Below are 23,531 nucleotides of genomic sequence, written 5' to 3'. Positions count from 1 at the left end.
GATAAACCCTAAATGGAGGTCACGATTAATGAGCAATCTTTTCTCCAAAGAGATCTGTTTTAACAATGTGGCCGTTTACATCGCTTGAACATATAGGGCAGTAGACATTCCAATCATCCCCAACCTGTAAGTAATAATTGCCAAAAGCGTATTTTAACAGTCTAACTTTTGTCTTAACGTGTTGCCTGTTTAAGTCTCGACAAGTATTATTCACCCATATTTCATTACAAACATCGCAAATATATGTTTGTTTGAAATTTTGATCCCTACATGTTGCAATTTCCCCACAGCTCGGGCATATATGTTTCAAGTTCTCAAAATAGTGGAAAAATCTTTTCATATAGATTTGAAGGCCTTCCAAATTACCGGGAACGGCATGAAAATGGCTGAGCGAATAAAGCTTTCTTGCGTCGACATTCCAATTGCTAGTCCGTTTATCCATATGAACAACGGATGCGCTTTTCATGACGATTTTGTTTTTGGAAATACCTAAATATCTCCGACCAGAACGCTCTAGATCATGCTCAAGCACTTTTTTACCCATATCCACGTAAGGCTTATACTTTGCATCCAATGTGTGCGCATGCCATAAGTCTGACATTTGAGTCTTGAAAAGCAAAAGATAATCAGGCTTTACCAGCTTGCTGCTTTCATGCGGTAGCTCACACTCATAATATAGCCAGACGACTTTATCCTCATACGTAAACATATCGCGCCACCCGCTCAATGTACGTTTCTTTTCAAAATGAGAAATGAGTGATTCAGCCACATCCTTACAGACGAATTTCACTCTATTCAACTCACGGATCAATTGAAGGAGTACCCATACTTCATACAAATGAGGTGAATTGGTGAGCGATTTTTCAAACTCAAGTTCCTTTGAAGTCAATATTGGTGCCAACATTCCAACCCTTTCATAAACTTCATATACTGCACGGTATTGTGGATGGCTTGCAAATAGATGTGTCCATTCAGGCTCCAGTTCTTCGACATTAAATAATTCGCTTGTTAAATAATGATTAATGACTGCTTCGAACTGTATCCAAATTACATATCTATCTTCCAACAGGTCTATATCCTTCTTAATTTGCTGCTTACGTTTTTCCAGGGTTTCAAGAACTTTGTTATCTTTCTCATGGCTAGATTTCAATCCCACAATCCCATGTCTAATCTCCATCAGTTGGTGCAACATGGAGGATTCTGTTGTTTTTTCCTGCTCGATTCGGTCATTTACACGTTCAAGCATCCACTTAATCATGCGGTGCTCGGGAACATGAACCTCCTTCAATGACACTCTGGCAGAAATTTTATCCCGAAACGGAAACATCGCTTGTTCAAGGATAGATTTCGCATCCCACCTTTTCAACTGACGAACATGCCTCTTGTCACGCGTCGAATATAGAATTTCGGAAGGGCTTTCTTCTATTTGCTCTAGCCACCGTGCCCATTCACTCATTAAGATCTGCAGATTCTCGATTGGAAACAAAGGTACCTGGAGTTCGCGGATAATATTACGATCTTCATTCTGACCAGGCTGGTAGACTAGCTCTTCAAATAGCTTTTTTATCTCCAGTTGCATTATTCGGTATTGCTCTGCTGACAATAAGCTCGGAATAACCCTGACCTCTTCCGAAGCGAGAAGACTTCTATCTTTCCGGTACGCGAGTATCTTCCACTCTCCGCAGGCATTTGAACCCAAAATTGCTTCTTTTGTTGTCTCGTAGCCGTTTTCCATCCATCCTTTGCGCACGTCGTACCATAGATCTTTCTCATGGATAGATTCAAACAAATTGAATTCATTCCCCCACGTGTCTTTAGCTATGACATAATCAGCCCCAGCAACCTTAACTCCGATTCGCAGCAAACTTTTTTGTTCCCGGCTATATTCTTTCATTACATACGTCTTCTGTTCCCGATCCAATTGCTCATAAATTTGGACGGTTGCCTCATCGTACCGGATCTCGCCAGTTGGTAACAGTCGCTTATTTTCTTGGACTTCTACTTTATACAATTTCATATGTAATCACCAAAAACGGACGATTCGTTTATTTTCAAGCATTTTGCCCAACTTTTTCGCAGAACGCGGATAATTCAACAGTGACTGGTGGAAGTTTGACACGATACTCATCGATTGATCGTCCCGCTGAGAAACTTCAATTCTCGGCAGAATTTTCGTCATGATCAACTGATCATAATATTTCTCAAGGAGTGACTTAGTTAGCTTTTGGTTCGGTACGTGATCTAAGTACAGCCCAATCTGTTTCTTCCCGCGGCTGTTTAATGACGCATTGGTAATTGACTCAAGCTGGTGTGAGATATCCACTAAAGCTTGTGCTTCTTTTTCAAACGCATGTTTAATGTGATAGAAGGAATCAAACTGCTCTAAGCTCACGTCGATGTATCCAGACTTCTTATTTTCATTCAGTTTTTTCTCAATTTCCACTTTTTCTTTAGCATCAATATGATCAACCTCAATAACAAAGCTTCGGTCAATCACCTTTGGGCTGAGTGACTTAACGGTGTGATCCATATTGATTGTTCCGACAAAACGGACATTTTGGGGGATCTCAAACCGGTAAGGGAAACGTTCGATTAGTTCTTGGGCAGCAAACAACTGTTCACGGTTCAGACCATCATCCCCATGCTCAATAATTTCTTTTGCCTGCAGATAAAAGCGCTTGTTATAGAGCTGGATATATTGCTTCTTTTGTTCTCGGATACTGAGAAACTCTGAAAAATAATGCTCAACGTGAGCAAGATTCATCTCATCTAGACAAATTAAGTGAAGATGGTCCTCCTCCCTCGCGGCATCGGCCAATGCCTCCATAAAAGGAGTAGCGACAAACGATTTATCGATTGGATTAAAATACCCAATCAGGTCTTGCGTATCTGTCCACCCCGACTGGATCGGAATAATTTTAGCTTTCGCACCTTTGATGGCATTTGCCGTTCCCGTAACAAGACTAGACTTTCCTGTTCCCGAAGGACCACTCAAAATGACCAGAGTGTTTGTCTGTAATGCTCGCAAAAACATCTCGATGGTTACCTCATCGTATACGAGATCATCTTCTGAATTATGATAAAGTAACGATTGCAGCATCTCGACCGCTTTTTCCGATTCCCATGGATACAACTGCTGTTCTAGTTCCTCTTCATTATCGTTTTCAAGCTGCATATGTCGATCGATTTTATCCAATAGTTGCATCCACTGGATCTGCTTTTCGCTTAATTCTTTCAGTCTCTGATTGTAGGTTTCCTCTTTTTCTTGAAGCTGTTTGAACTGACTCTCTAGTTTGGTATATTTAGATATGTACTCCTGATCTAGAATATCTTGACGATCAAAAAATTTTGTTGAGATCGTTTTTTCCACATCATTACCAAAAATCTCTTCTGTAGCATGTGCTAGCAACGTGTTTCCCAAGCGGTTTAAATGATCAAGAAATGATTCTTGTACATTTCTATATGTTGAGAGTTTAATTTTTAGCAATTCATCAAGATGCTTTTGGTGCAACTGGATTTCATAACTTGCTTCAAACAAAGCTCCCTTTACGAGGGGCTCTTGAAACTGTTTTGGTGAAATAACGGATGACATTTTCCACTTTTTTTCCGGCTCCAACGGATTCGAACAACGCCTATATCCTCCCTCGGGGGTAGGTTCCATTACGAACGCATCTACAGCGAGCATATTATTTTTGGTTGTCCCATATGATTCCACTTCAAATACGATCGTTTCACCAAACAGTTCGTTTTTTAAACGCAGAACCAGTGTGCCAACACTCGCAATATATGCATTGTCTTCGTTACTCTCGTAAAGGGCTTTATGACGTTTAATGTCCTCAATGAATTCTTTGGCATCTGCACTTAACCATTCCCCAAAAGTCTTTGTTGTTATCCCCATGACTATCTCTCCTGACACTGATCTAGAGGTCGCGTGCCTCAAAATCTTTCTTTATTAGGTCTTTAGCATTACGCACCTAATAATCAATTCGACTTATGTGCAACATTATCCTTCTGAAATTTCGACAAATTGGGAGGCACATCTGACTCTCTCTAAATGTGGCTATTAGCTCTCTGTAGGTTTTTTTTATTTGTATCTATATCTTCTATATGTAATATTATGTGCGAAAAATTTGAGAAGAAACAATTCTGGCTAGCTAATTCATCTAGGTCTTGTCTTAGAATTGAAATTAATTCTAAGATGTTGAAACCAAGCAACCGATATAATAAAAAAGTTAAGGAGATGCTTCCATGTCCAAAACAATAAAGAGCTGGTTTAAGCTTCAAAATGATAAGACCTCTAAAAAAATCCAATATCTAAGAGCAGTTCTACTGCGCAAAACTGCTACTAAAAAATTTAGAATTGATCCTTCCAGAATTGGGGAACTAGGGGAGCATAAAATAAATATTCAACTGGATCAGCTGCCCAAAGATACAAAATACATAAGCCATATTATGATCATGAACCCCAAATTAAGAACAGGGCACTCTCAGATAGACCATGTTGTTATTTCGCCTTTTGTCTATTCGTTATTGAAACCAAGAACTACAATGGTGAAATCAAAGGCTCCCATAAAGATAAATATTGGTTACTCCCAACCCAAATCTTCTCTTTATCACCATTAGATCCCAAACTTATTAAGTCCTTCGATATCAGTCGCTTGATTATAGTCGTAGACGATCCCCACACTATACTTCGCTCTAGTCAATGCAACGTATAGTTTTGAACGACTCGTGGGAGGTAATTCAAACTGATTATTTTTGATCCATCTTATAAAGGGTTGCGTTGGGTAAATTAATACTCTTTCGAATGTAAGACCCTTAGATTCGCCAAAATTAACACACTTGTAATCTGTATTTACAGTTTTTCTAACACTATCTCTTAATTGAACTGGGTTGTAACTTTGTAGATAATGTTTAACATCTTGTTTTCTTACTAGAAAGATCCCGTCATGTCCTGTCACTTCATGCTGGTTTGATTGGCATGGATTATATTCAGGAAATAACTTTGAAGAATAATTACAAATCAAAACATTATTTCTATGGGATACATTCAACGAGTCTTCATCAATTTCACAATCTATCCTTCGACATTCGGTTTGAATAAACTCTTTGATGAGCCCTTCTCTATACCGATCATACTTTCTTTCAATGTGGGTTAGATATGTTACCTGACGAGGATCGCCTACGAACAGTATGCTTGAATCGCTCTTCAATAGTAACTTTACAATCTCCAAGTCATACCCCGCTAAATCTTGAATTTCATCGATAAAGATATGTGAGTAGATGCTGCTTAATCTCTTAAAAACAGCGCCATCGCTTGTTTCGTTACATCTAATAACAAATTTTGAAATCTTATCCGAGTAAATTTTTGAGTCGCTTGTAAAGTAATGTTGTTTAAAGTGAGTATTTTCTCCAAAATAAACTCTACGTGTACCCTGAGCATATCTCAAAGCCGATGGTTGATTTACTAGAAGCATTCCTCGAATTGGCTCATCATATAAACCACCTTGATAAGGTCTAATACCATGCTGAAGCAAGGTGGAAAACCACGTTTGAATTGTAACGTGCGATGGAATGCACCCATTCAAAGCAACAAACTTTTTACGGATTTCGGCTTCATTTGCTTGAGTATAAGTGGTAATAAGTACTTTCCCATCACGATGATTTAATGCTTCATTTACAAGAAAAGTTGTCTTACCAGAACCAGCAGCTGCGATAACCAGCTTATTAGTCTTCATACTTGATCACCTTATTGCATCTGCGATGTATTCAGGAAATACCACAGATTCAGCCGTTTCAAAGATTTTCAATGCACACTCAGTTTTATGAGACTTCATATATTTATGCATCTCATCAATATCTAAAGATTCTGTTCCAAAAATAGTATTGAGTTTGCTCAACTTATTAACCTTCAACAGTTTTGGTTCTAATGTATTATAATTAAAAGGGTTCTTCCCAATATGTAAGTCGCCTTCATCTTCAATCGGATCAAAACAAATTTTAATACCTTCTTTTGCGTTATCCCCCAGATAGTCACTGTACTTTCTTTTAACAGCCTCTACGTTTCCATCATTATCTGTAACTACTGTTACAGGTTTATTAAGCAATACTGAGATCTCTAAGAATCGCAAAAAAGATGTGCCTACCGAAATAACATCAATTTCGTCTTGAATAGGTAATTTTCCTTCGTTTGAAATCATGTATGCTTTTTGAACTACCAGTTCATCAGAATCTCCTTCTACCAAAATTGCCTTTTTACAAAGGATGAGCCGAAGGGTATCATAGCCTGCTACCTTCTGGAAGAATCCCCTGGTGTCTTTCTTTAGATCATTCAACTTTATTGCCTTCTTGTCATTTAAAAATATCAAGTTATCTAACCCTAATTTATTAGCTACGAAACTACTATGTGTAGAAATAATAATTTGTTTATCCTGTTGATTCTCTGCGATTTTATTAATAAATTGGTTCAACTTAGTGTGGGATAGGTGGTTTTCTGGTTCTTCAACTAAAATGACTGCAGCTTCTCTTGTTCTCCTATGGCTTAAAGCCAACTCAGTTTTAACAATGCATTGCTCGCCTTTTCCAACAAAGTGAAAAGGCACGTCATCAAGATAAGTAACCAGACTATTTTCCCAAGCATTTTTAGAAAGTAGCTCAACAGAAAGTTCAACCTTCTTTCCTGTCAGCACTGCGGTTTCTTGAATTTTTGTATTAATAGCCTGAATGGACTCCGAACACATGAAATTATCTCGCATTTTTCTATGGGCTTGGGAAATATCAACTATATCTTCGGGCTCAAGATTATCTCTAACAATTCTGGAAATATAAACATCAGAGCCATTTTGGTACCGATTACTCGATGAATCAATCATCGCAGACTTCAGTGGGATGCTTTTTGGCGTTATTCTCTCTCTCTAGCAAATGTAGACCAAAACAAATCGTAATATTCAATTGGAAGAGTCTTTACATCTCCCTTATTTACTAAATGTTCATACTCCGCTTGATACTTTTCATCGAAGCAAATTTTAAGTGCAATCCCGCTCTCCTTAACATGATTGCTATTACCGTTACCTTCAAACAACGCTATACCATCACCACTCAAAAATACTTCAATCAATATGTATGGTAGCTCATGACTTTGTCTTTGCTCCAATTTCGTTAAGTATTCACTAACAATTCTATTGTTGAAATAATATTGTGTTAGCTCATTTTTGATTTGTCTACCATTAAGGAGCCCCGTGAGCGCTAAATGAATAGCTTCAAGAATGGTACTTTTCCCTGCCTCATTGTTGCCAACTAGGATGTTCATTCCTTCACTAAGTTCTAAGACGAATTCCCCGTAAAAACTCTTAAAGTTTTGGATTTTCACCTTTTTAATTTTCATTTGAATTTCCCCCACTTAACCGATCTAAATAAGCTACTACCAAATGAGATATGCTTATCATTAGCTCAGCTTCGTACTGGTCAACAGGAATAGCAGGTAGATTTCCGTTGTCTTTTATTTTTGAGTTGCGATGATGTCCAACCTTATTTAGGTAGGTCGATACTCCGGTTAATAATCCAGTAATTCCATCTCTTTTTTGCTCCGTAATATCACTTAGGAACCCCTCCCAGACTTTCGAGCTGTATGGTCCCCCTCTTCCATTGCCAACGTCAGTATACGATTCTATTACTGAGAGACATTGCCGAAGGGCATCGTAGGTCTTACCTCGTTTCATATGCTCACGAGCATCATCAAGAAGTTCATATGCTTGAATCCAACTTGTGTCTTTTAACAATACTGCTGGAAGGCTTACTCCGTATTTAGTGGAATACCCATAATAATTTATGAACCGAATCCAATCAGACTCTGATATCTTTATTTGTTGGTTTCCAGTTATCGGAATGATTTTGTTTCCGCTCTCCATGACTTCTACAATCGCCTTTACATCAATTGTGAAATACAGGTCACCAGAACGAATCTCTTCTATGGTAGAGATATCGTTTGAGTCAAATATCCAATCCCATTCTCTATAACCAGAGCCTTGATTGAACACACGAATATTAGGTTGGACTTGACCCACAGCTTTCTTTAAGAAAGTAGAGTTAACTTTTGCTGATACCTGAATATCCAAAATGTTTTGAAGTCTGTGTGTTTGATCCGACATCTGAATGTCAATAAACTGGATGCTTTCTGAGATTCTTAAGTCGAAATCAAACTTTATGTATGTATTGTTGTTCAGATGATTAGAGTGCATAGATGATTCAAACAAATTAATTGTATACATGAATGAACTATCTCCTTCTGTTAAAAAATTTTAAGTGTATAGACCTCTTCCTCCGAACATGAACCACAATAAAAATGATTTTCAAACCCCAAAATCACTGTAGGGATGGGTCTGCCTAATGTGCCAGAAATACAAAATCTATGCTGCCCTTGACCTGTACTGTAGTGACCGCATTTATATTTGTATAAATAAATCGGAAACATACGATCCGGTTCTTCTTTCATTAGTTGATTAACATATGGACAATGCTTGGGATTCGATTTGTCTGTATCTTTGTGCTTATCTAGATCTACTAAGCCTTGAAGAAATAATGAGCACCCCTTCAAGGGATCTTTATAAAAATGGCAATTACCAGGATGAAGATACAGGCTGACTGATTTGCCCTTTAAATCAAAGTCCTTTACTCGAACTCTGATTTTATCTAGATTGAAATAGTAATCCAACTCGTCTCTAATTAGCTTCATAGACTTATTGATCCGTCTTCTTCTAAAGAATTTTTTTGTATTGCCGTTCTATTTCGTTTAATCTCAAAAGTGAGCGTACTTAACTTCGTCTATGGCCCCCTCCTAAAACACCTACTATGAAGGTAACCTCTTACCGAATAATCTACCGTTAAACTCAGCTCAGATCTCTTTTCATCTATGATTTTAAATGATGTTCCTTAGCTTTTGTTTCGATTTGTACATCTCTAAAGCAATTTTTTTTGGTGCCTGTCCAAGTAGTCAACATACACAGATTTCCTCTTAAAGTTTGAAGCTATATTTTGTGTTTATCTACCTCCAGAGCACCTAAACACGCCCATTTACTGACAATCGAAGCGGATCTCCCTGTTTAACTGTTTACCGGCCCTGTTTCAGTCATTTGAATCCTATGAGTTAAAATAAAATTATTCCTACTATGAAAACAAGTCAATTATTTTTAGGAACATCTTCTTTGGTAATTAACATCAAGGATTCTTTAGTTATATGTTCCGTCAACTTAGACAGCCTTTTCGAGTGATTCAGCGTTATATCATCAAACAGATTCCGAACAAGACGGCCATTTGCAAATTGATCATCTTTTTCATTTAATTTACTTTGTAACACATTACGGACTTCTTCCATAGCCTCCTCTTGGACAATATAATCATTTTGGTTGCACGTATAAATGAATATTCGAACAAGCTCATCAAGTGAATAATCACTAAATGAAATAAAAGTATTGAATCTTGACTTTAAACCTGGATTGGATTCAAAAAACTTCTCCATCAAACTTGTATACCCAGCTACGATTACAACTAGATCATTGCGATAATCTTCAAGAGCTTTTGTTAACTCGGTAAGACTTTCTCTACCATAACTATCGCTATGATCATTCTCTGTTATGCTATAAGCTTCATCAATAAATAGCACACCGCCCTTTGCACGATTTATTAACCTTTTTACCTTCATTGCTGTTTGTCCTTGATACTCAGCAATTAAATCAGTCCTGCTCGCTTCAATGAAGTGACCTTTACTTAGTAATCCGATAGATTTATACATCCTCCCAAAAATACGAGCCACTGTAGTTTTAGCTGTACCAGGATTCCCAAGAAAAGCCATATGCAAAGTTTTGTTAGACTTCTTCAATCCGTTTTTCACACGTAAATGTTGTATCTGATTATAATCAATCAAATCACGAACTTGTTGTTTCACATTCTCAAGACCGACCAATTCATTTAATTGGATAAGGAACGCATCTAATGAAACATTGGATGACTCTTTAAAGTCCTGAAAGAGTTCATCAATTTTTGATGCTCCAAGATATTTATATAACAACTCAACAATTTGTTCTTGCTTTTGTTCCAAGTTAGGAAAAGATTGTCTTTTAGTTAAGACGCCTAAGTTTTTGATTAGTTCTAGAATTGCTTTATCATTTTGTTCATAAGTTATTTCTCGAACTAATTGTTCAAACGTAGATGTTTGTCCTAATAAAACATCTACTTGCTTAGTTTCTTTAATCAGCTGGTGTTTATAATTCTCTGAAATCATCATAACACCCCATTTAATATCAAAAGTACTAGAATACATAGTATAGCAATACTAGTAAATGAAATAGCTTGGGTAATCTTCAACGCTTTTGATAAGCTTTTTGTGAAGAGACTAAGCTCTGCAATTTCATTATAGGCCTTTGATAATTCAGATTTAAGATATGCAGACATGCTTTCTGCTTTTTGATCGATTCCAGCGTTCAGTTCCTTAATTGCATTTTCAAAATTTATCTTATTGGTTGAAACTTCGTTAGTAGTTGAGACCAGTCTGGCAACGAGCTCAGAATTGTTTCGACTGACTTTTTCAGATAAGATCTGGATATCATTTTGAATTAATTGTTTTAAATCACCAAGTTTCTCTCCATGAATAACAATTTCTTTATTTAGAGCTGCGATGTTAGTCTTATTATCAGTAATTATTACTTCGATTTCAGATATATCTTCATTTTGATTTGAAAAGAGCTGTTTCACTGTTTGAAATTGTTCAACTTGAATTTCTTTAAAGTAATTAAAATTTTCTTGAAAAACTGACAGTGAAGACAACAATGATTTCATTTCATCGTTCAACTCAACTAATGTCAGGTCTTGAGTTTCAATCTTGATCTCGATGACTTTAAGGTTACTTTGCATTGTCGAAAGTTCACCAAAAATTGTATCAACATCAGTTAAATGTTCTATCTTCTCGATCTTTTCCTTGAATTTTTTCAGAACTTGAAGTACTTGTTTTTGTTGCTCTATGATTTGTGTGATCTCTATTTGATTTTCTTTAACGCCGTTTATTCCTTTTAAAGCTTTTGCATTAGCCTCTTCAGCTGCTTTCAGTGAGATTAAAATCCCCTGAATATATTCTTTATCTAATGCGGAAAATGTGTCATAAATAGTGTTAAACTCTTGAATTGTTTTAACAAGAATTTGCTTCTGCTTAATCATTTTATCCTGTATTTTTTCAGTAAGCGAATTTAGGTCACTACCTGTTACCTTATAATCAAACAACCCGAATAACCCTTTCGAAGTCGGGACACTGGGCAAAATTTCTGAATTAGGAAAACTCTTGCTAAATGCCTTCAATTTATTTTTCTTTTCATTGAAAATATTGGTTTTGGTAATCAAAGCTCCTGTAAGTTCGTTATTTGAACTTTGCTCTTTCTGCTTTATATTTGACACGTCTCATCACCTCAAAGTAAATCTTCTAAATCATTTTGCATTTGCACTAAAGCACTCTGATTCTTACTAATACTGTCCTGGTTTTTAGAATCTTTACCCTTATTATCTCCAAATATCTTAATAAGCGATGTTTGCATTGTGTCTTTCGCTAATGCATGGTTCTCTGAAATTCCGCTCATAACATTTCCTTTCAATACTTGTACATGGTTTTCAGCTACAAAAAGTTGCACATGTTGAAGATTTATAATTTCATTTTTGCTCTCTATGATTCGTTGTTCATTCTCTTCTTTTAACTTTTTGGAGATAAACTTATCGATCAAATTTAAAACTATTGCTCCCACTAATCCAGAAACTAAACTTGAGAAAAATAATCCAATCATATTTGCAAGAGAACCAATCAGTGGTAACTCAATTTGCATTCCAGGAATTGTTAACAGTATTTTTTCAAAGATCTCTCCTAAGAAAATCGCACTGCCGCCAACTAATCCGACTGTTACTATTTTTCCGACTTGTGCTACCTTAACGCTGAATGGTTTGTCCTTATTCTCTTTATCACGAAGATAATGAATCGCATCAATCACAGAAGAGATTCCTTGCTTGATTAAACTTGCCAATTTCTTAAAAACACTTACTATAGGACCGAAAAATTCAGATATAATTGTGCCGATTAATGTTGAAGCTCCTGTTTGAAAAACATTGAGAATTTTGGAAAAGAAAGATTTCATCGATTCCCTCATTTCAGATAAAAATCTATTAAATGACTTAGATTTCACTTTGAAGAAACGGATTAAACCGTTCATGATTTCTTTCAACAATGTAAAAAGTGCTGAGATAGCCATTGTCTTTAAAGCATCTTTTCCAGCTTTTTTTCCAACTTCTTTTGTTGCATTCATTCGAATATCTTTATTAATTGCTTTTCTTGCTTCTTTATCAGATTTCATCATACGATCGCTATCAGCAGCAAGCTTATCGTTCAAGCGTTTATTATTTTCTTCTTTTTGCCAACGTTTTTCAGCTTCTGACTTATTTGACTCATCAACCTTTTTATTTGTCTTTTCGTTTTGTTCAATAAGTGACTTTTCCCTAGTTTCACGGGTTTCTAAATACTCTTTATTGCTCTTTGCACCTTTGCTTTTATTTAATGATTCGTTTGTTGGTTTTAGATTTTCTCCTTTATTAGCAAGGTCAGCTACATCTAAATTAGCTTGTTTCCTTCTTTGATTTTCAAACAACTCTTTTCTTGAAATAACATGATCTAAATTCGCTTTTTCTTCATGTTTAAAGTGTTTTCCTGTGTATTCATCCTTTAAATTTCCAGCTAGTTGCTGCTCTTTCATTGCTTTATTGGCATCTTTGTATCGTTGATCTTGCATAACTGAGTCAGCAATATCTTTATACTGTACAGAATGCTCTCTATCATATTTTTGAATTAATGTCTCATTAGTCATGTCGAGACCAATTTGATTTCCGAATTGTTTCCAAACTTCATCAAGAATTATTTCTCCTAAAGAATCGGGATCGGATATGTTCTCTCTATCTTTCTCCAGTAACTCTAAATCAGAAAAGCTTTCTTCTAACTGTTTTGACAAGAAACTGTCAACTTCTTTAAGATCAAAGTCAGTTCCAGTAGTATCGATTTCAATATTTTGATTTGCATTTTTATTAGCCACAGGTTCAAACAATCCTTCCAAATAAGATATTGATTAATTTATTAAATCGGTTTCTCACGAATCAGGCTGACCGATGATTTAAGCCATTGATTTAAAAGATCATTTGGATAAGTGTCGGATATCAAACTCATAAGCTGATATTCAACCGAACCAATGGTGCAAGGAAACCCAGGGATTGGCGGATGAGATAAAACGGAATCTGCGACAATAAATAAGCCGACTTTATATTTGAATATACCAACATCATCAAGCAGCAGAGTACGCCACTCTTTATACAAGCCTTGTCCCCTAGCTAGGCCTTTTAAATGAACTTTCCAGCGATTGAGAGGGTTATTACTTCGCCCAACATACACTGGTACGATGCCTTCTATCTCAGAAACAATATATAAGATATAAATAGTATCTTTAAATCTACCTTTAACTACTAATTGTTCTATTTGTTTTAGAATAATTGCTTGATCTAGATTCACGTTTCCTGGCGAAAAAGAAATATATACAGTTGATGGTTAACCAGCCATTGTTTTAGCAGATCCTTTTTAGTTAACATTCGTGCACTCCAAGTATGTATTAGTGAGTGGAACAATCGAAATTCGTGAGGAAACAAAACAATAAGTGGTTCAAAGAAAATGGAGAGCAAGCGCTCTCCATGGAGTAGTCTAGATTTCAATATTTAACGTGTTAATGCTTGAAGTAAATTTCATGAATGCAGACAAACCTTTAATAGCCTGTACAGGAATGTACGTAATTCCGTTAATGGCTTTTGGAGCTGTACTTAGTGTAGAAGACTTACCATTGTAAAATGCCGTTTTACTGCCAAGCCTTAACGTAACTTTATACTTATCTTTGGTTAAACCGATCGTTCCACTCCCAGCTTTGTATGTAAATGAGGCACCTAGAGCTTTTGAAATGTCACGCAGTGGAACCAAGTTACTTTCTTCATATTGTAGAGGCTTGTTCGCAAAGTCTACTTTCTTATCGTTTACATAAACTTTTAAAGATGATTGTGTGTATTGAGGCTTAGTTTCTTTTGGTTTTGTAGATTTTGATGATGACGATGAACTAGAGCTGCTGGATGATGAGCTACTCGAACTACTAGATGACTTTGAACTTGAGGAAGAACTGCCGCCATGATAATGATATTCTCCATATTCTAGTCCCTATTTGGCACAATTGGTCCAACATGTATGACCACCATTTGCATCGGTTCTCCCTGGATGAGCTAACACACTTGATGTACCTGATAAAAGCAAAAGAGATACTATAGAACTAACCAGCAACTTTTTTTCGCGATTAACACCCTCCAACTGGTACTATTTTCCTAAGTATCATATCATACAATATCTGATAAATAAATATATGGTTACCATTTTCGTGAATTAAATTATCTTTAGAATTCAATAAAAGAATATTCATCAAAGCTCTACTGTTAGGAGCTCTAATAACCTTTAGATTTCTGGAATGGATATGCCATTAACCTTTATCTATCAAAGGTTTAGACACTTTATTAATTCTGAGATAAATCTTGCAGTGCCCGCCTAAGATTGGACAGAATTGATCTTCCTTTTAAGAATCGACTGGCGTTTGTCTAATCACTAAGATGGAAATGCCTTGGACGGCTGCCAAGTTTGTGGACTTCGCAAAACGGCAATATCTACGCAATTAAGTTCATAGAGATTACATTCCATTCTACTCTTACACGCTCAACAATAATGGCACTTTAAGATTGTAATCCCTTTCAGTACGCTCTACCGTTAGTATATCCGCCCGTTGTTTAATGAATTCAAGGGCAAGATGACGATTAGATACACGCCTAATCGGCAACAGGAACATGTTCTTGTCCTCAACAGCTATTTTCAGTCCGATATTTCGCCTTTTTAATACCGAGAAACCGTGTTTATCCTCTCATCTTGTCAGTTGTCACATTACATTTTAAACATTTTCATGTATTATGGTACTTAATAAAGCTTTAAGTGCAAGTAATCAATGTTTAGATGTGCATCTAATCGGTAATCGGACTATGTTCTTGTCCATTCCGGCAATCGGTACAAGTTCTTGTCCTTGGCTCGGGACAAGAACTTGTACCGATAGAATAAAAAAGCCGCTAAATTAGAGACTTCAATGGGTATATGTTCTTGTCCCTCGACAATAATCCTCTAAAAACTGAGCCCTACTCTGTTCAGATATTTTATTTTTCCCAAATGAGGAGATGAATACGGTTTTGAACTAACCTGCCCGTTAGCTTAATGAAACAGATCAATATTTTCATCGACATGGTACCAGGTTCTTAACTTTTCCAGCAAATACTAAGTTCTTGCGTTAGGTCCGAAAAACCTATTCTGGATACAGAAAAATCGTTATTTAAGCGAAGTTATATATTTATGTGGCGTTTATCTCGCCATGAAAGTTCCATCATGATACTACTTAAATATCTACCTAATCCGAAATGACACAATTTTCTTGTCCCTCGACAATAAAAAGTCGCTAAGCAGTTTGATTATAACCTGCCCTATCCTCGGTTTTATTGAGCTATCGTTTCCCGAATCTTTAGATTGCAACTTCTTCCATAACTCGCCTCAATTTCTTTAGACAATACATTTGTTTGTTCCCCTAGATATCTCAACTCGTTAGTCAGAACTGTTGTATCGTCGCCTAACCGAGCCATAACTGATACACTTACAACATTTCGAACATCAACATCATTACTTAAAGCCATTTGTTCAATAAAACCCACAAGTATTTTTTCCTCACTTTTGGTTAATTCATGGTTAATTTAAGTGTGAACAACATTTTTATAATGTAACGTTATCTCTGTCCTCTTTAAGCAAGGTTAGTCTCACTCAACTCTTCGACTTATTTGTTAAACTATCCTGCCCTTATGATACGGTTCGGCGTATTATCTGTAGAGCGAAATCGAAGGCACCCAGTAGGGTGCCTTCGATGTTCTAACTGTCTCTCTTTGGCAAGTTGGATAAACGAACTCAAATCCATCAACCAACCTTGTTGGGACACTCGTTCATAGTAAAGAACGTGCAAGTGCTGCAACAGAGCCGCGGAAATCGGGTCTGCCGTCAGCCGTCCACAAAAGCGCTGTCACAAATGTATGGCGATTCGGATCGTACAGCGGATCTCCTATAATGTTCTTGTACGTTCTTGCGTGAAACACAAATAGCGTCTCTTCGTCGTCCTCTGACACCGTGAAGGAATTATGACCGGGACCATACATTGAGATACTCTCATCTGTCGAGAGAACCGCTGTTTGAGACTTGCGCCATGAGGTGGCATCGAGCAAATCAGCATCCGCATCGGCTTCAAGTAAGCCCATGCAATAATTGAAATCGGTGGCGCTAGCCGAGTAAGAGAGGAATACCCGATTACCCTTGCGAAGAAATGCCGCGCCTTCGTTCACTTTATAACCAATGATCTCCCAGTCATATTCCGGCATCGAAATCATCGTTTGCGACCCAGTCAGCGTCCACGGATTGCTCATTTTAGATATATACAGATTAGAGTTACCTCCGATGTTCGGATCCTTTTGTGCCCATACGTAATAACGGCTGCCATTATGCTCAAAGGTAGTGGCATCGAGGGCGAAGCTTTCCCATTCGGTACGAACCTGCCCTCTTTCCATCCAACTGCCTTCGAGCGGATTGTCATTTTCATTCTCTAGCACGTACATCCGATGGTCGAACAAGCCTTCATTCGTTTCCGTCGTGTATGCGGCAGCGAAATACACGTACCATTTGTCATCAATAAAATGCAGTTCGGGTGCCCAAATATTGGCACTAAGGATACCAGTCTCGCGCTTTCTCCAGATCACTACAGGAGTTGATGTAACAAGCTTCTCAAGGTTCTGGGCTCTACGGATTTCAATCCGATCATACTCCGGAACGGATGCTACGAAGTAATAATAACCATCCGAATGTCTGTAAATAAAAGGATCAGCTCTCTGTTCAATTAATGGTTGAATGTCGTGTGACGCTCGTTGTTGGATTCCCATCTTATCACCTGTTTCATCATAATATAGATTACCCTTTAACAGCGCCTGCAGTCATACCGTCTATGAAATATTTCTGAAAAGCAATGAATAGTATGAAAATTGGAATGATGGAGAAGAAGGAGCCCACGATCAATAAGTCATAGTTATTGCCATAAGGAGTTAACAACGTTTTCAAACCGATTGGAAGTGTATATTTACTCTGATCTCCCAACACCATGAATGGCCACAATAGATTATTCCAGCTATTCATACCATTCAATATGGCCATTGCTGCAAACGATGGCTTCATAATCGGCATAATTAGTCTGAAATAAATCGCATACTCGTTTGCGCCATCAACCCGCCCAGATTGAATAATCTCTTTGGGTATGCTTCGTAGATATTGCCTGAAGAAAAATATTGTCGCGGCATTGGCTATACCGGGCAGAATGATTGCCGAATAGCTATTCACCATTCCCAAATCATTAATTAGGCTGTACAAAGGAACCAGCAGTATTTCGAAAGGCACCATCATAATGAGCAAAACACATATAAAGAGGAAGTTCTTACCTTTAAAAGGATATGCTGCAAAACCATATGCAACAAATGCGCTTACAAAAAGTGTTAAAACCACTTGAACGATTGTTAAAATCATACTGTTCCAAAACCACACAAAATAATCATGTTCTCCAGTAAACAGAAAGATGAAATTATCAAAACTCATGATTTCAAAATCCAAACTTAGGTTAAGACCATATCTAACTAATGATTCACCTGGTTTAAAGGAAGATAGGGCCACTGCGTAGAATGGGATCATAATTATAACGAATAGTATAATGAATAAACAAATAATTACTATTCTAGAGATGAAATCACTCCTCGTCTGACTTCTGCCCACTTTAATCCTCCTCCTTTTTGAACATTCCACTAAATTTCAACTGCGTTAAATTGATAACCATAGCAATGACTAACAGAACGATACCAACTGCAGCTGCGTAACCCAGCTTATTCTGCTCAATCCCTTGTCTATACAGATATCCAACAATGGTTAAGCCAATATTTTGGGGTGATTTGTTACCGTTGAACATCATCAGGCTCTCGGTAAACATTGCTAAACCTGCATAAACACTAATTGTGGTAACATATACCGTGGTCGGCTTCAATAATGGCATTGTGATCGTTCTAAACTTCTGCCAAGCAGATGCACCGTCAATTGAAGCAGCCTCATAATATTCATTGTCAATGCTTTTCAAACCCGATAGATAGTAAAGCATATTAACGCCTGTCCATCTCCAACATGCGAGGATTAACAGTGCTGCCATACTCCAATTTCCGTCTTTCAAAAATTTGATAGGCTCTACACCAAATAGACCTAGGAAACTGTTCATTAATGAACCTTCCATCTCACCGAATGTAAGGCGGAAAATGGTACCCGCAACTGCGACAGATGTCAATGCAGGGAGAAAGAAAGAAGATTTAAAAAACTCTCTTCCCATCATTAACTTACTGTTGATCATAACGGCGAATAACATGGGAAAAGGAATCAACAGCACTAAGGTTCCTAACATGTACACAACGCTATTTTTAATAGATGTCAAAAACACTTTATCAGTAAGTAATTTCGAATAATTTGCTTCACCAATCCATTTAGGATCCTGTCCCAGCATCCTATCTTGAAAGCTCATTACGAATGAATTTACAAGCGGAAAAAACCAGAATATCAAAAATATGAGTATAAATGGCAATACAAAAACATAAGGTGCAACTTTTTGAGAGTATACAAATTTCTTTATCATATTCTCAATCTCCCTTGACTATGGTTAAACCTGCCGACCACTGTACCTGCCGACAGGTTTAATCAAATCATTTACTTATTATATTTATTTCAATTCTTGTTCAATTGCTGCTTGTGCTTCATCCAACGCTTCCTTCACGTCTTGGCCATCTTCAAAGATAGCATTCAAAGTAACCGTATTGAATATATTGCCGATGGTTGGTGAAGCTTTAACGGACTTAATCGCTCTAATTTCGTCTTTGATTTCATTCAAAGTATCAAATGCATTTGTTTTAAAGTATTGGACGTATTCATTTTCAGGGTTTTTCGTAACTGCATCATCTTTCCATACTTCCATGTTGATTGGGTCAAATCCAAGTGTATTCCAGATTTCTGTAGTAGCTTCTTTCGAAAGCTTAGCAAAGGCTACAAATTCTTTTGCCAACTGAACGTCTTTACCATTCTTAGTAACAACTGTGCCAGTACCGCCTAAGCCAACGGAACGAGGATTACCTTCTTCGAATACAGGCAATGGAGCTATTGCATACTTACCTTTAAGGTCTTTCATTTCGTTTACAAAGCGGGACATGTACCACTCAGGCATCAATGCACTTGCGTAGTTGCCTTTGTTATATTCACCTTTTGCTTCTTCTGTGTCGGGTTGTCCGCCAGGGATCGTATGAATAACATTGTTTTTCTGCAGATCGACTAACATTTCATACGCTTTAATCATTTCAGGCGAGTTCACTTTTGGATTACCATTTTCATCTGTAAAATCGGCATTTTGCTGAGCTAGTAGCAGCGATGCTTGCCACGAAGCTGATGTATCAGCAGTACCTAAGTACTTGCCAGTCTTTTCGTAAACCTTGATACCTGCTTGTTTGTAATCTTCCCACGTTTTGATTGTCTTGTAGTCAACACCTGCTTGTTCGAGAATTTCAGTGTTGTAGAAAGCAAGCGTAGCACCTACGTGATAATCAAAGCCATAAACCTGATCAGCTTTGGAGTAAATCTCGACACGTGAAGAAACAACAACGTCTTTGTATGGTGCAAATACATCATTCAAAGATTCCAGGGGAACGTTGTCACCTTCCAAGAATTTAGGGAATTGACCAAGCTCAATATCCGCGATATCAGGAGCACCTTTTCCGCTTGTAACTGCCAATAAGAGCTTGTTGTGCATATCATCGTAAGGCATAACCGTTACATTCAACTTAATCTGTTTGTCTGGGTTCTGTTGGTTCCATAACCCCAGCATTTTATCCAAATGCTTGCCGTGCAAATCTGCGAATGTCCAAAATGATAATTCTGTTGCATTCTCACCGGCATTAGCGCCTAATTGCTGTGTTTCCGTTTTTGAACCAGAAGGATTACCACATGCAGTAAAAACAAGTGACATAATCAGGAGAGTAACGATGGAGATTAAAGCACTACGTTTTTTCATTTGTTCGTCATCCTCTCTTTTTTGTTATGCATTTGAAAAGTCGGCTGACTAGTTAGTTCTGTTAATTTAAGCGGTTACAATCCATCTTGGCACCACCATCCTTAACATAATTCTAACCTTTCAAAGAAAAGACCCCTTCGCAACAATTTCTCAGATTCCATATTGTAAGCGCTTTACATGCCGTATTATAATATATATGAAATAAGCTTTATATAACCAATTGATTATAAAATCATAAAGTTTATGGGGAGATGCTACTCTTTGAAAAAGCTGGCGCTCTACAAACAAATTCGAGAAAACATTATACAGAAAATTAAATCAGGGCAGCTTCGGCCAACGGACCGCATTCCTTCTGAACAAGAACTAATGGACGAATTCAGAGTAAGTAAAATAACCGTCAGGAACGCCCTAACCCTACTAGCTGACGAAGGATTAATTATACGCGTACAAGGCAAAGGCTCATTCGTCTCTTCTAGTCTTGTTGTTTCTAGCATCAATTTCTCGCCATCCCCAAGCAGCGCGTGCTCCATGCCGCTCATCGGCTTCATCATTCCGACGATGAGAACCCGTGTCATTCAGAAGCTCGTTGACTACACGGAACACTTCCTACAAGAAGCCTGCCTCAGCATGGTACTAAGCATCACGCGCGAGTCCTCCTCTATCGAATCAAACGTCATTCGTACACTAACGGAGCTCGGTGTGAAGGGATTGATCGTTTTTCCAACAGAAGATGAGAAGTATAACGAATCATTACTGCGTCTGTCGCTCGATAAATTCCCGTGTGTGTTCATCGACCGCTATCTGCGCAACATTGAGACGTACACCATTACATCCGACAATTACGGCGGTGCGTATAAAGCTGTATCCCATTTGTTATCCAAGAGTCATCAGCAGATTGCGCTCATCTCACCTGAAAATGCCAATACAGCCGTCGAGGATCGCACGCTCGGCTTTGAGCAGGCGTACACAGATCAAGGCATCTCGATTGACAAGAGCTTGTGGTGTCACATCCCTCTCGACATTCTACGCAGCGAGCAAGCATTGGACTATGTAAGCAACTTCTTGCAGAACCACAGTGGAATTTCGGCAGCCTTTTCCTTGACCGAAGAAACAGCACGCCTTACATCCGCCGCTATCAGTCTTCTGAACGTTCACTCAAATATCGACTTGCTATCTTTTGATAATCCACATCTTTCAGGCGTAGCTTATGTGCAGCAGGATGAACAGGAAATGGCACGAACAGCCGTAAAGCTGTTACGTGAACAAATGGATGATATCTATTCTCCTAAGAACGCCGTTATTCCCGTGCAACTCATCTTCCCTTGACACGACAAACGTTGCAGCCTACACAATGATCTTGTCTTCAGCTTGGGACAAGACTTGGTTCCTAAAAACAAAAAAAGGCACCTCTGTGGAGAGATACCTTTAGCTATATTATCCGCAAGACATGTTTCTGGCTGAGCAACGGATAAACATTGAATAATGCTGCAGATTTCAAACACCATAAATAAATTTAGTTGTCATTGTATACAGCCTCCCTTTTTCGCAGTACCACTACGATATCTGTCTGAGGTACAAATAAATTATAATTCGTTACATGCACTTGTCTCGTTTCGGTTACTGATTCTATCTTTAATTCAGGAGGAAGACAGCGCTCTATGTGAGTAATTAATGTATCTTTGGTAAATCTCCAAATTACACCATCAATTGAAGAGTTCGCCATATAACCACCGTCCGTTACAGAACCTGAAAGAGACTTGAGAACAACCGGGTCCGCAATAATGATAGATCCACCGTCACGTAACAGTCTGCAGCTCTCTATGAAGGCTTTTTTGTGATAGCGAATGTGATGAAAGCTTCTTGCAAACAAAATCATATCGCAACTATGATCAGGTAAAGAAGTTGGTTTATCAATGAAAGCATGGATATAAGAATTAAACCTTCCCCACTTCTTTCCAAGTTTTAGAGCATTTATATTCGGATCCATGTTGAGAAAACGAACATCCTTCTGCTTGCGAAGATACTTGTTCAATAAACCTGTACCACAGCCCACCTGAAGAACATCGCCCTTTAAAGGGGGTAAAACTTTGTAAACATTACGAGGAATAGGAAAATTTTGAACGTACATGGCCAATTCGTAGAAAATCGGATAACGCTCTTGCAATCGAACCAATTTACTGGTGTAGAAAGGATTCCGCTTTTTGTGACGTTTAAAGTCCCATTTGTTCAAATAGTAGACAGGGGTTAACAGCAAGAACAGAATAATAAAGACACTTTGGACGCTATAAATTCCAAGTTTACTAAAACGATCATTGGAATTATGAGACATCATTTGTTTAGAAGTATTCAAAATGATCACTCCCCTCTCACAACGCTATAAATGGTGTAGAACCTCTTTAACATAATAAACGAGTATTTTTTGACTCCTTCACCCCCGTCCATTTGAAGCTGACAAAAGAAGAGCCGTTTACGATGATGCATCACATGTGTTTCAACCACTGGATTTGAAAGAACAGGTTCCGTTATATATTATGAACTGTCTGTATAAGCCGTTTTTGGAGAAATCATTTTTTCGTGGAGGCCTCAATTGGACAATGTTTGTCGAGCGGCGTAACGAATTTCGCAACGTATTCTAACAAATGTTACATCAACAGGAGGCTGATGCTACGCCTTAATTAGCTGCTGCTCAATATCAATCATAGTCGTCTTGGTTTGGAATGGTACAATGTTCTTATCCCTCGTCTGAGCATCGAAAAAGCCGCCCACAGGCGACCTTTTGAGCAAGAATACGATTTTCAATTTGAAGTATGATCATCAGGACGATGGATCATATAGGTATGCAACATGTTCTTCGATCCAATCAATTTGCCTGAATCCATAGCCGGCCATCGTTTGCTGCACATCCAGCACCTCTAATTCCGGTGCCTACCAAGGCGTTTTTTTCGTTTCCATCGGTCGTCCCCTCTTTCTGCAAAAACTGGAACCAAGATGCGAGCACCCTTACATAACTTGTGCGATACAAACTTTTAAGATACGATATGTATCTTTGTGAAAATTATAAGACACAATACGTATCTAAGTAAACAACTATTTCATCCCTTTCTATGGGTTAAGTATTTCCCTGTAGCGCTACTGACCCAAGTTAAAGCCCACTCTCCTCTAGATAGCTTTTTTATTTTGATACTCATCTAATCGTTAATCGGACTATTTTCTTGTCCCTCGACAGGA

The 23,531-nt window shown here is 37.8% G+C and carries 20 protein-coding genes and 2 pseudogenes; 3 read left to right on the top strand and 19 right to left on the bottom strand.

The genetic code is table 11. The features are described 5' to 3' along the window. Positions 1–25: 25 nt before the first annotated feature. Together MHI48_RS16830 and MHI48_RS16825 are read right to left on the bottom strand one after the other, a co-directional pair. Positions 26–2,017: a hypothetical protein gene (locus MHI48_RS16830; protein WP_405141180.1), complete on the bottom strand. Its 1,992-nt coding sequence runs from the start codon at positions 2,015–2,017 to the stop codon at positions 26–28. A gap of 6 nt (positions 2,018–2,023) precedes the next feature. Next, positions 2,024–3,898, bottom strand: a complete 1,875-nt coding sequence (locus MHI48_RS16825) for an McrB family protein (RefSeq protein WP_405141178.1) — start codon at positions 3,896–3,898, stop codon at positions 2,024–2,026. Positions 3,899–4,248: 350 nt separating this feature from the next. Between MHI48_RS16825 and MHI48_RS16820 the strand changes: the two genes are divergently transcribed. Next, on the top strand, positions 4,249–4,623 hold the full coding sequence (locus tag MHI48_RS16820) for an NERD domain-containing protein (RefSeq protein WP_405141176.1): 375 nt from the start codon (positions 4,249–4,251) through the stop codon (positions 4,621–4,623). On the opposite strand, the gene MHI48_RS16815 is transcribed toward MHI48_RS16820, so the two are convergent. The 15 genes and pseudogenes from MHI48_RS16815 to MHI48_RS16745 all read right to left on the bottom strand — a co-directional run bounded on the left by MHI48_RS16815 (position 4,620) and on the right by MHI48_RS16745 (position 20,303). Next, positions 4,620–5,738 carry a UvrD-helicase domain-containing protein gene (locus MHI48_RS16815; protein WP_405141174.1) on the bottom strand — a complete coding sequence of 373 codons (1,119 nt, stop codon included), beginning with the start codon at positions 5,736–5,738 and terminating at the stop codon, positions 4,620–4,622. The genes MHI48_RS16820 and MHI48_RS16815 overlap by 4 nt on opposite strands. Positions 5,739–5,744: 6 nt before the next feature. Next, entirely contained in the window at positions 5,745–6,872 is a 1,128-nt protein-coding gene (locus MHI48_RS16810; protein WP_405141172.1) for an ATP-dependent nuclease, read from the bottom strand. Between the two features lie 29 nt (positions 6,873–6,901). Continuing rightward, complete coding sequence (locus MHI48_RS16805) at positions 6,902–7,384, bottom strand: AAA family ATPase (RefSeq protein WP_405141170.1); 483 nt, start codon at positions 7,382–7,384, stop codon at positions 6,902–6,904. Further along, positions 7,374–8,267 (bottom strand): hypothetical protein, encoded by an 894-nt coding sequence (locus MHI48_RS16800; protein WP_405141168.1) that lies wholly within the window; start codon positions 8,265–8,267, stop codon positions 7,374–7,376. Before MHI48_RS16800 ends, MHI48_RS16805 begins: the two co-directional genes overlap by 11 nt. A 20-nt stretch (positions 8,268–8,287) precedes the next feature. Continuing rightward, on the bottom strand, positions 8,288–8,731 hold the full coding sequence (locus tag MHI48_RS16795) for a hypothetical protein (protein WP_405141166.1): 444 nt from the start codon (positions 8,729–8,731) through the stop codon (positions 8,288–8,290). 444 nt (positions 8,732–9,175) lie between these two features. Further along, positions 9,176–10,279, bottom strand: coding sequence for an AAA family ATPase (locus MHI48_RS16790; protein ID WP_405141164.1), 1,104 nt, complete (start codon positions 10,277–10,279; stop codon positions 9,176–9,178). Then, the gene (locus MHI48_RS16785) at positions 10,276–11,439 is read right to left on the bottom strand and encodes a hypothetical protein (protein WP_405141162.1); all 1,164 of its coding nucleotides are present in this window, start codon (positions 11,437–11,439) and stop codon (positions 10,276–10,278) included. Before MHI48_RS16785 ends, MHI48_RS16790 begins: the two co-directional genes overlap by 4 nt. A gap of 11 nt (positions 11,440–11,450) precedes the next feature. Further along, positions 11,451–13,109, bottom strand: coding sequence for a hypothetical protein (locus MHI48_RS16780; protein ID WP_405141160.1), 1,659 nt, complete (start codon positions 13,107–13,109; stop codon positions 11,451–11,453). A gap of 41 nt (positions 13,110–13,150) precedes the next feature. Further along, positions 13,151–13,579, bottom strand: coding sequence for a hypothetical protein (locus tag MHI48_RS16775; protein WP_405141158.1), 429 nt, complete (start codon positions 13,577–13,579; stop codon positions 13,151–13,153). A gap of 186 nt (positions 13,580–13,765) precedes the next feature. Then, positions 13,766–14,083: pseudogene (locus MHI48_RS16770) on the bottom strand (copper amine oxidase N-terminal domain-containing protein); the annotation flags it as partial. A 183-nt stretch (positions 14,084–14,266) separates the two neighbouring features. Then, a complete protein-coding gene (locus MHI48_RS16765) occupies positions 14,267–14,335 on the bottom strand; it encodes a YHYH domain-containing protein (RefSeq protein WP_405144679.1) in 69 nt (22 codons plus the stop codon). A 1,787-nt stretch (positions 14,336–16,122) separates the two neighbouring features. Further along, positions 16,123–17,106 (bottom strand): family 43 glycosylhydrolase, encoded by a 984-nt coding sequence (locus MHI48_RS16760; RefSeq protein ID WP_405141156.1) that lies wholly within the window; start codon positions 17,104–17,106, stop codon positions 16,123–16,125. A gap of 28 nt (positions 17,107–17,134) precedes the next feature. Further along, positions 17,135–17,953 carry a carbohydrate ABC transporter permease gene (locus MHI48_RS16755; protein ID WP_405144677.1) on the bottom strand — a complete coding sequence of 273 codons (819 nt, stop codon included), beginning with the start codon at positions 17,951–17,953 and terminating at the stop codon, positions 17,135–17,137. 31 nt (positions 17,954–17,984) lie between these two features. Beyond that, entirely contained in the window at positions 17,985–18,881 is an 897-nt protein-coding gene (locus MHI48_RS16750) for a carbohydrate ABC transporter permease (RefSeq protein ID WP_100527509.1), read from the bottom strand. Between the two features lie 84 nt (positions 18,882–18,965). Further along, positions 18,966–20,303 (bottom strand): extracellular solute-binding protein, encoded by a 1,338-nt coding sequence (locus MHI48_RS16745; protein WP_315372013.1) that lies wholly within the window; start codon positions 20,301–20,303, stop codon positions 18,966–18,968. A gap of 243 nt (positions 20,304–20,546) precedes the next feature. Between MHI48_RS16745 and MHI48_RS16740 the strand changes: the two are divergent. After that, positions 20,547–20,759 (top strand): annotated as a pseudogene (locus tag MHI48_RS16740) (GntR family transcriptional regulator); the annotation flags it as partial. 72 nt (positions 20,760–20,831) lie between these two features. After that, positions 20,832–21,629 carry a substrate-binding domain-containing protein gene (locus MHI48_RS16735; RefSeq protein WP_315372015.1) on the top strand — a complete coding sequence of 266 codons (798 nt, stop codon included), beginning with the start codon at positions 20,832–20,834 and terminating at the stop codon, positions 21,627–21,629. Positions 21,630–21,816: 187 nt separating this feature from the next. Here MHI48_RS16735 and MHI48_RS16730 read toward each other — a convergent pair whose 3' ends face one another. Together MHI48_RS16730 and MHI48_RS16725 are read right to left on the bottom strand one after the other, a co-directional pair. Further along, on the bottom strand, positions 21,817–22,653 hold the full coding sequence (locus MHI48_RS16730; protein ID WP_017688250.1) for a class I SAM-dependent methyltransferase: 837 nt from the start codon (positions 22,651–22,653) through the stop codon (positions 21,817–21,819). A gap of 464 nt (positions 22,654–23,117) precedes the next feature. After that, positions 23,118–23,204 carry a hypothetical protein gene (locus tag MHI48_RS16725; protein ID WP_405144675.1) on the bottom strand — a complete coding sequence of 29 codons (87 nt, stop codon included), beginning with the start codon at positions 23,202–23,204 and terminating at the stop codon, positions 23,118–23,120. Positions 23,205–23,531: the final 327 nt, after the last annotated feature.

It is taken from the genome of Paenibacillus sp. FSL H7-0942 (assembly GCF_045040715.1).
In the GTDB taxonomy this organism is placed as follows: domain Bacteria; phylum Bacillota; class Bacilli; order Paenibacillales; family Paenibacillaceae; genus Paenibacillus; species Paenibacillus amylolyticus.
Note: the sequence above shows the minus strand (reverse complement) of the source record. Positions and strands in the feature narration are given on the sequence as shown.

Bases quoted from the DNA above. Each gene is read 5' to 3' on its own strand.
- MHI48_RS16830 (WP_405141180.1), bottom strand. From the start codon at position 2,017: ATGAAATTGTATAAAGTAGAAGTCCAAGAAAATAAGCGACTGTTACCA.
- MHI48_RS16825 (WP_405141178.1), bottom strand. From the start codon at position 3,898: ATGGGGATAACAACAAAGACTTTTGGGGAATGGTTAAGTGCAGATGCC.
- MHI48_RS16820 (WP_405141176.1), top strand. From the start codon at position 4,249: ATGTCCAAAACAATAAAGAGCTGGTTTAAGCTTCAAAATGATAAGACC.
- MHI48_RS16815 (WP_405141174.1), bottom strand. From the start codon at position 5,738: ATGAAGACTAATAAGCTGGTTATCGCAGCTGCTGGTTCTGGTAAGACA.
- MHI48_RS16810 (WP_405141172.1), bottom strand. From the start codon at position 6,872: ATGATTGATTCATCGAGTAATCGGTACCAAAATGGCTCTGATGTTTAT.
- MHI48_RS16805 (WP_405141170.1), bottom strand. From the start codon at position 7,384: ATGAAAATTAAAAAGGTGAAAATCCAAAACTTTAAGAGTTTTTACGGG.
- MHI48_RS16800 (WP_405141168.1), bottom strand. From the start codon at position 8,267: ATGTATACAATTAATTTGTTTGAATCATCTATGCACTCTAATCATCTG.
- MHI48_RS16795 (WP_405141166.1), bottom strand. From the start codon at position 8,731: ATGAAGCTAATTAGAGACGAGTTGGATTACTATTTCAATCTAGATAAA.
- MHI48_RS16790 (WP_405141164.1), bottom strand. From the start codon at position 10,279: ATGATGATTTCAGAGAATTATAAACACCAGCTGATTAAAGAAACTAAG.
- MHI48_RS16760 (WP_405141156.1), bottom strand. From the start codon at position 17,106: ATGGGAATCCAACAACGAGCGTCACACGACATTCAACCATTAATTGAA.
- MHI48_RS16750 (WP_100527509.1), bottom strand. From the start codon at position 18,881: ATGATAAAGAAATTTGTATACTCTCAAAAAGTTGCACCTTATGTTTTT.
- MHI48_RS16745 (WP_315372013.1), bottom strand. From the start codon at position 20,303: ATGAAAAAACGTAGTGCTTTAATCTCCATCGTTACTCTCCTGATTATG.
- MHI48_RS16735 (WP_315372015.1), top strand. From the start codon at position 20,832: ATGCCGCTCATCGGCTTCATCATTCCGACGATGAGAACCCGTGTCATT.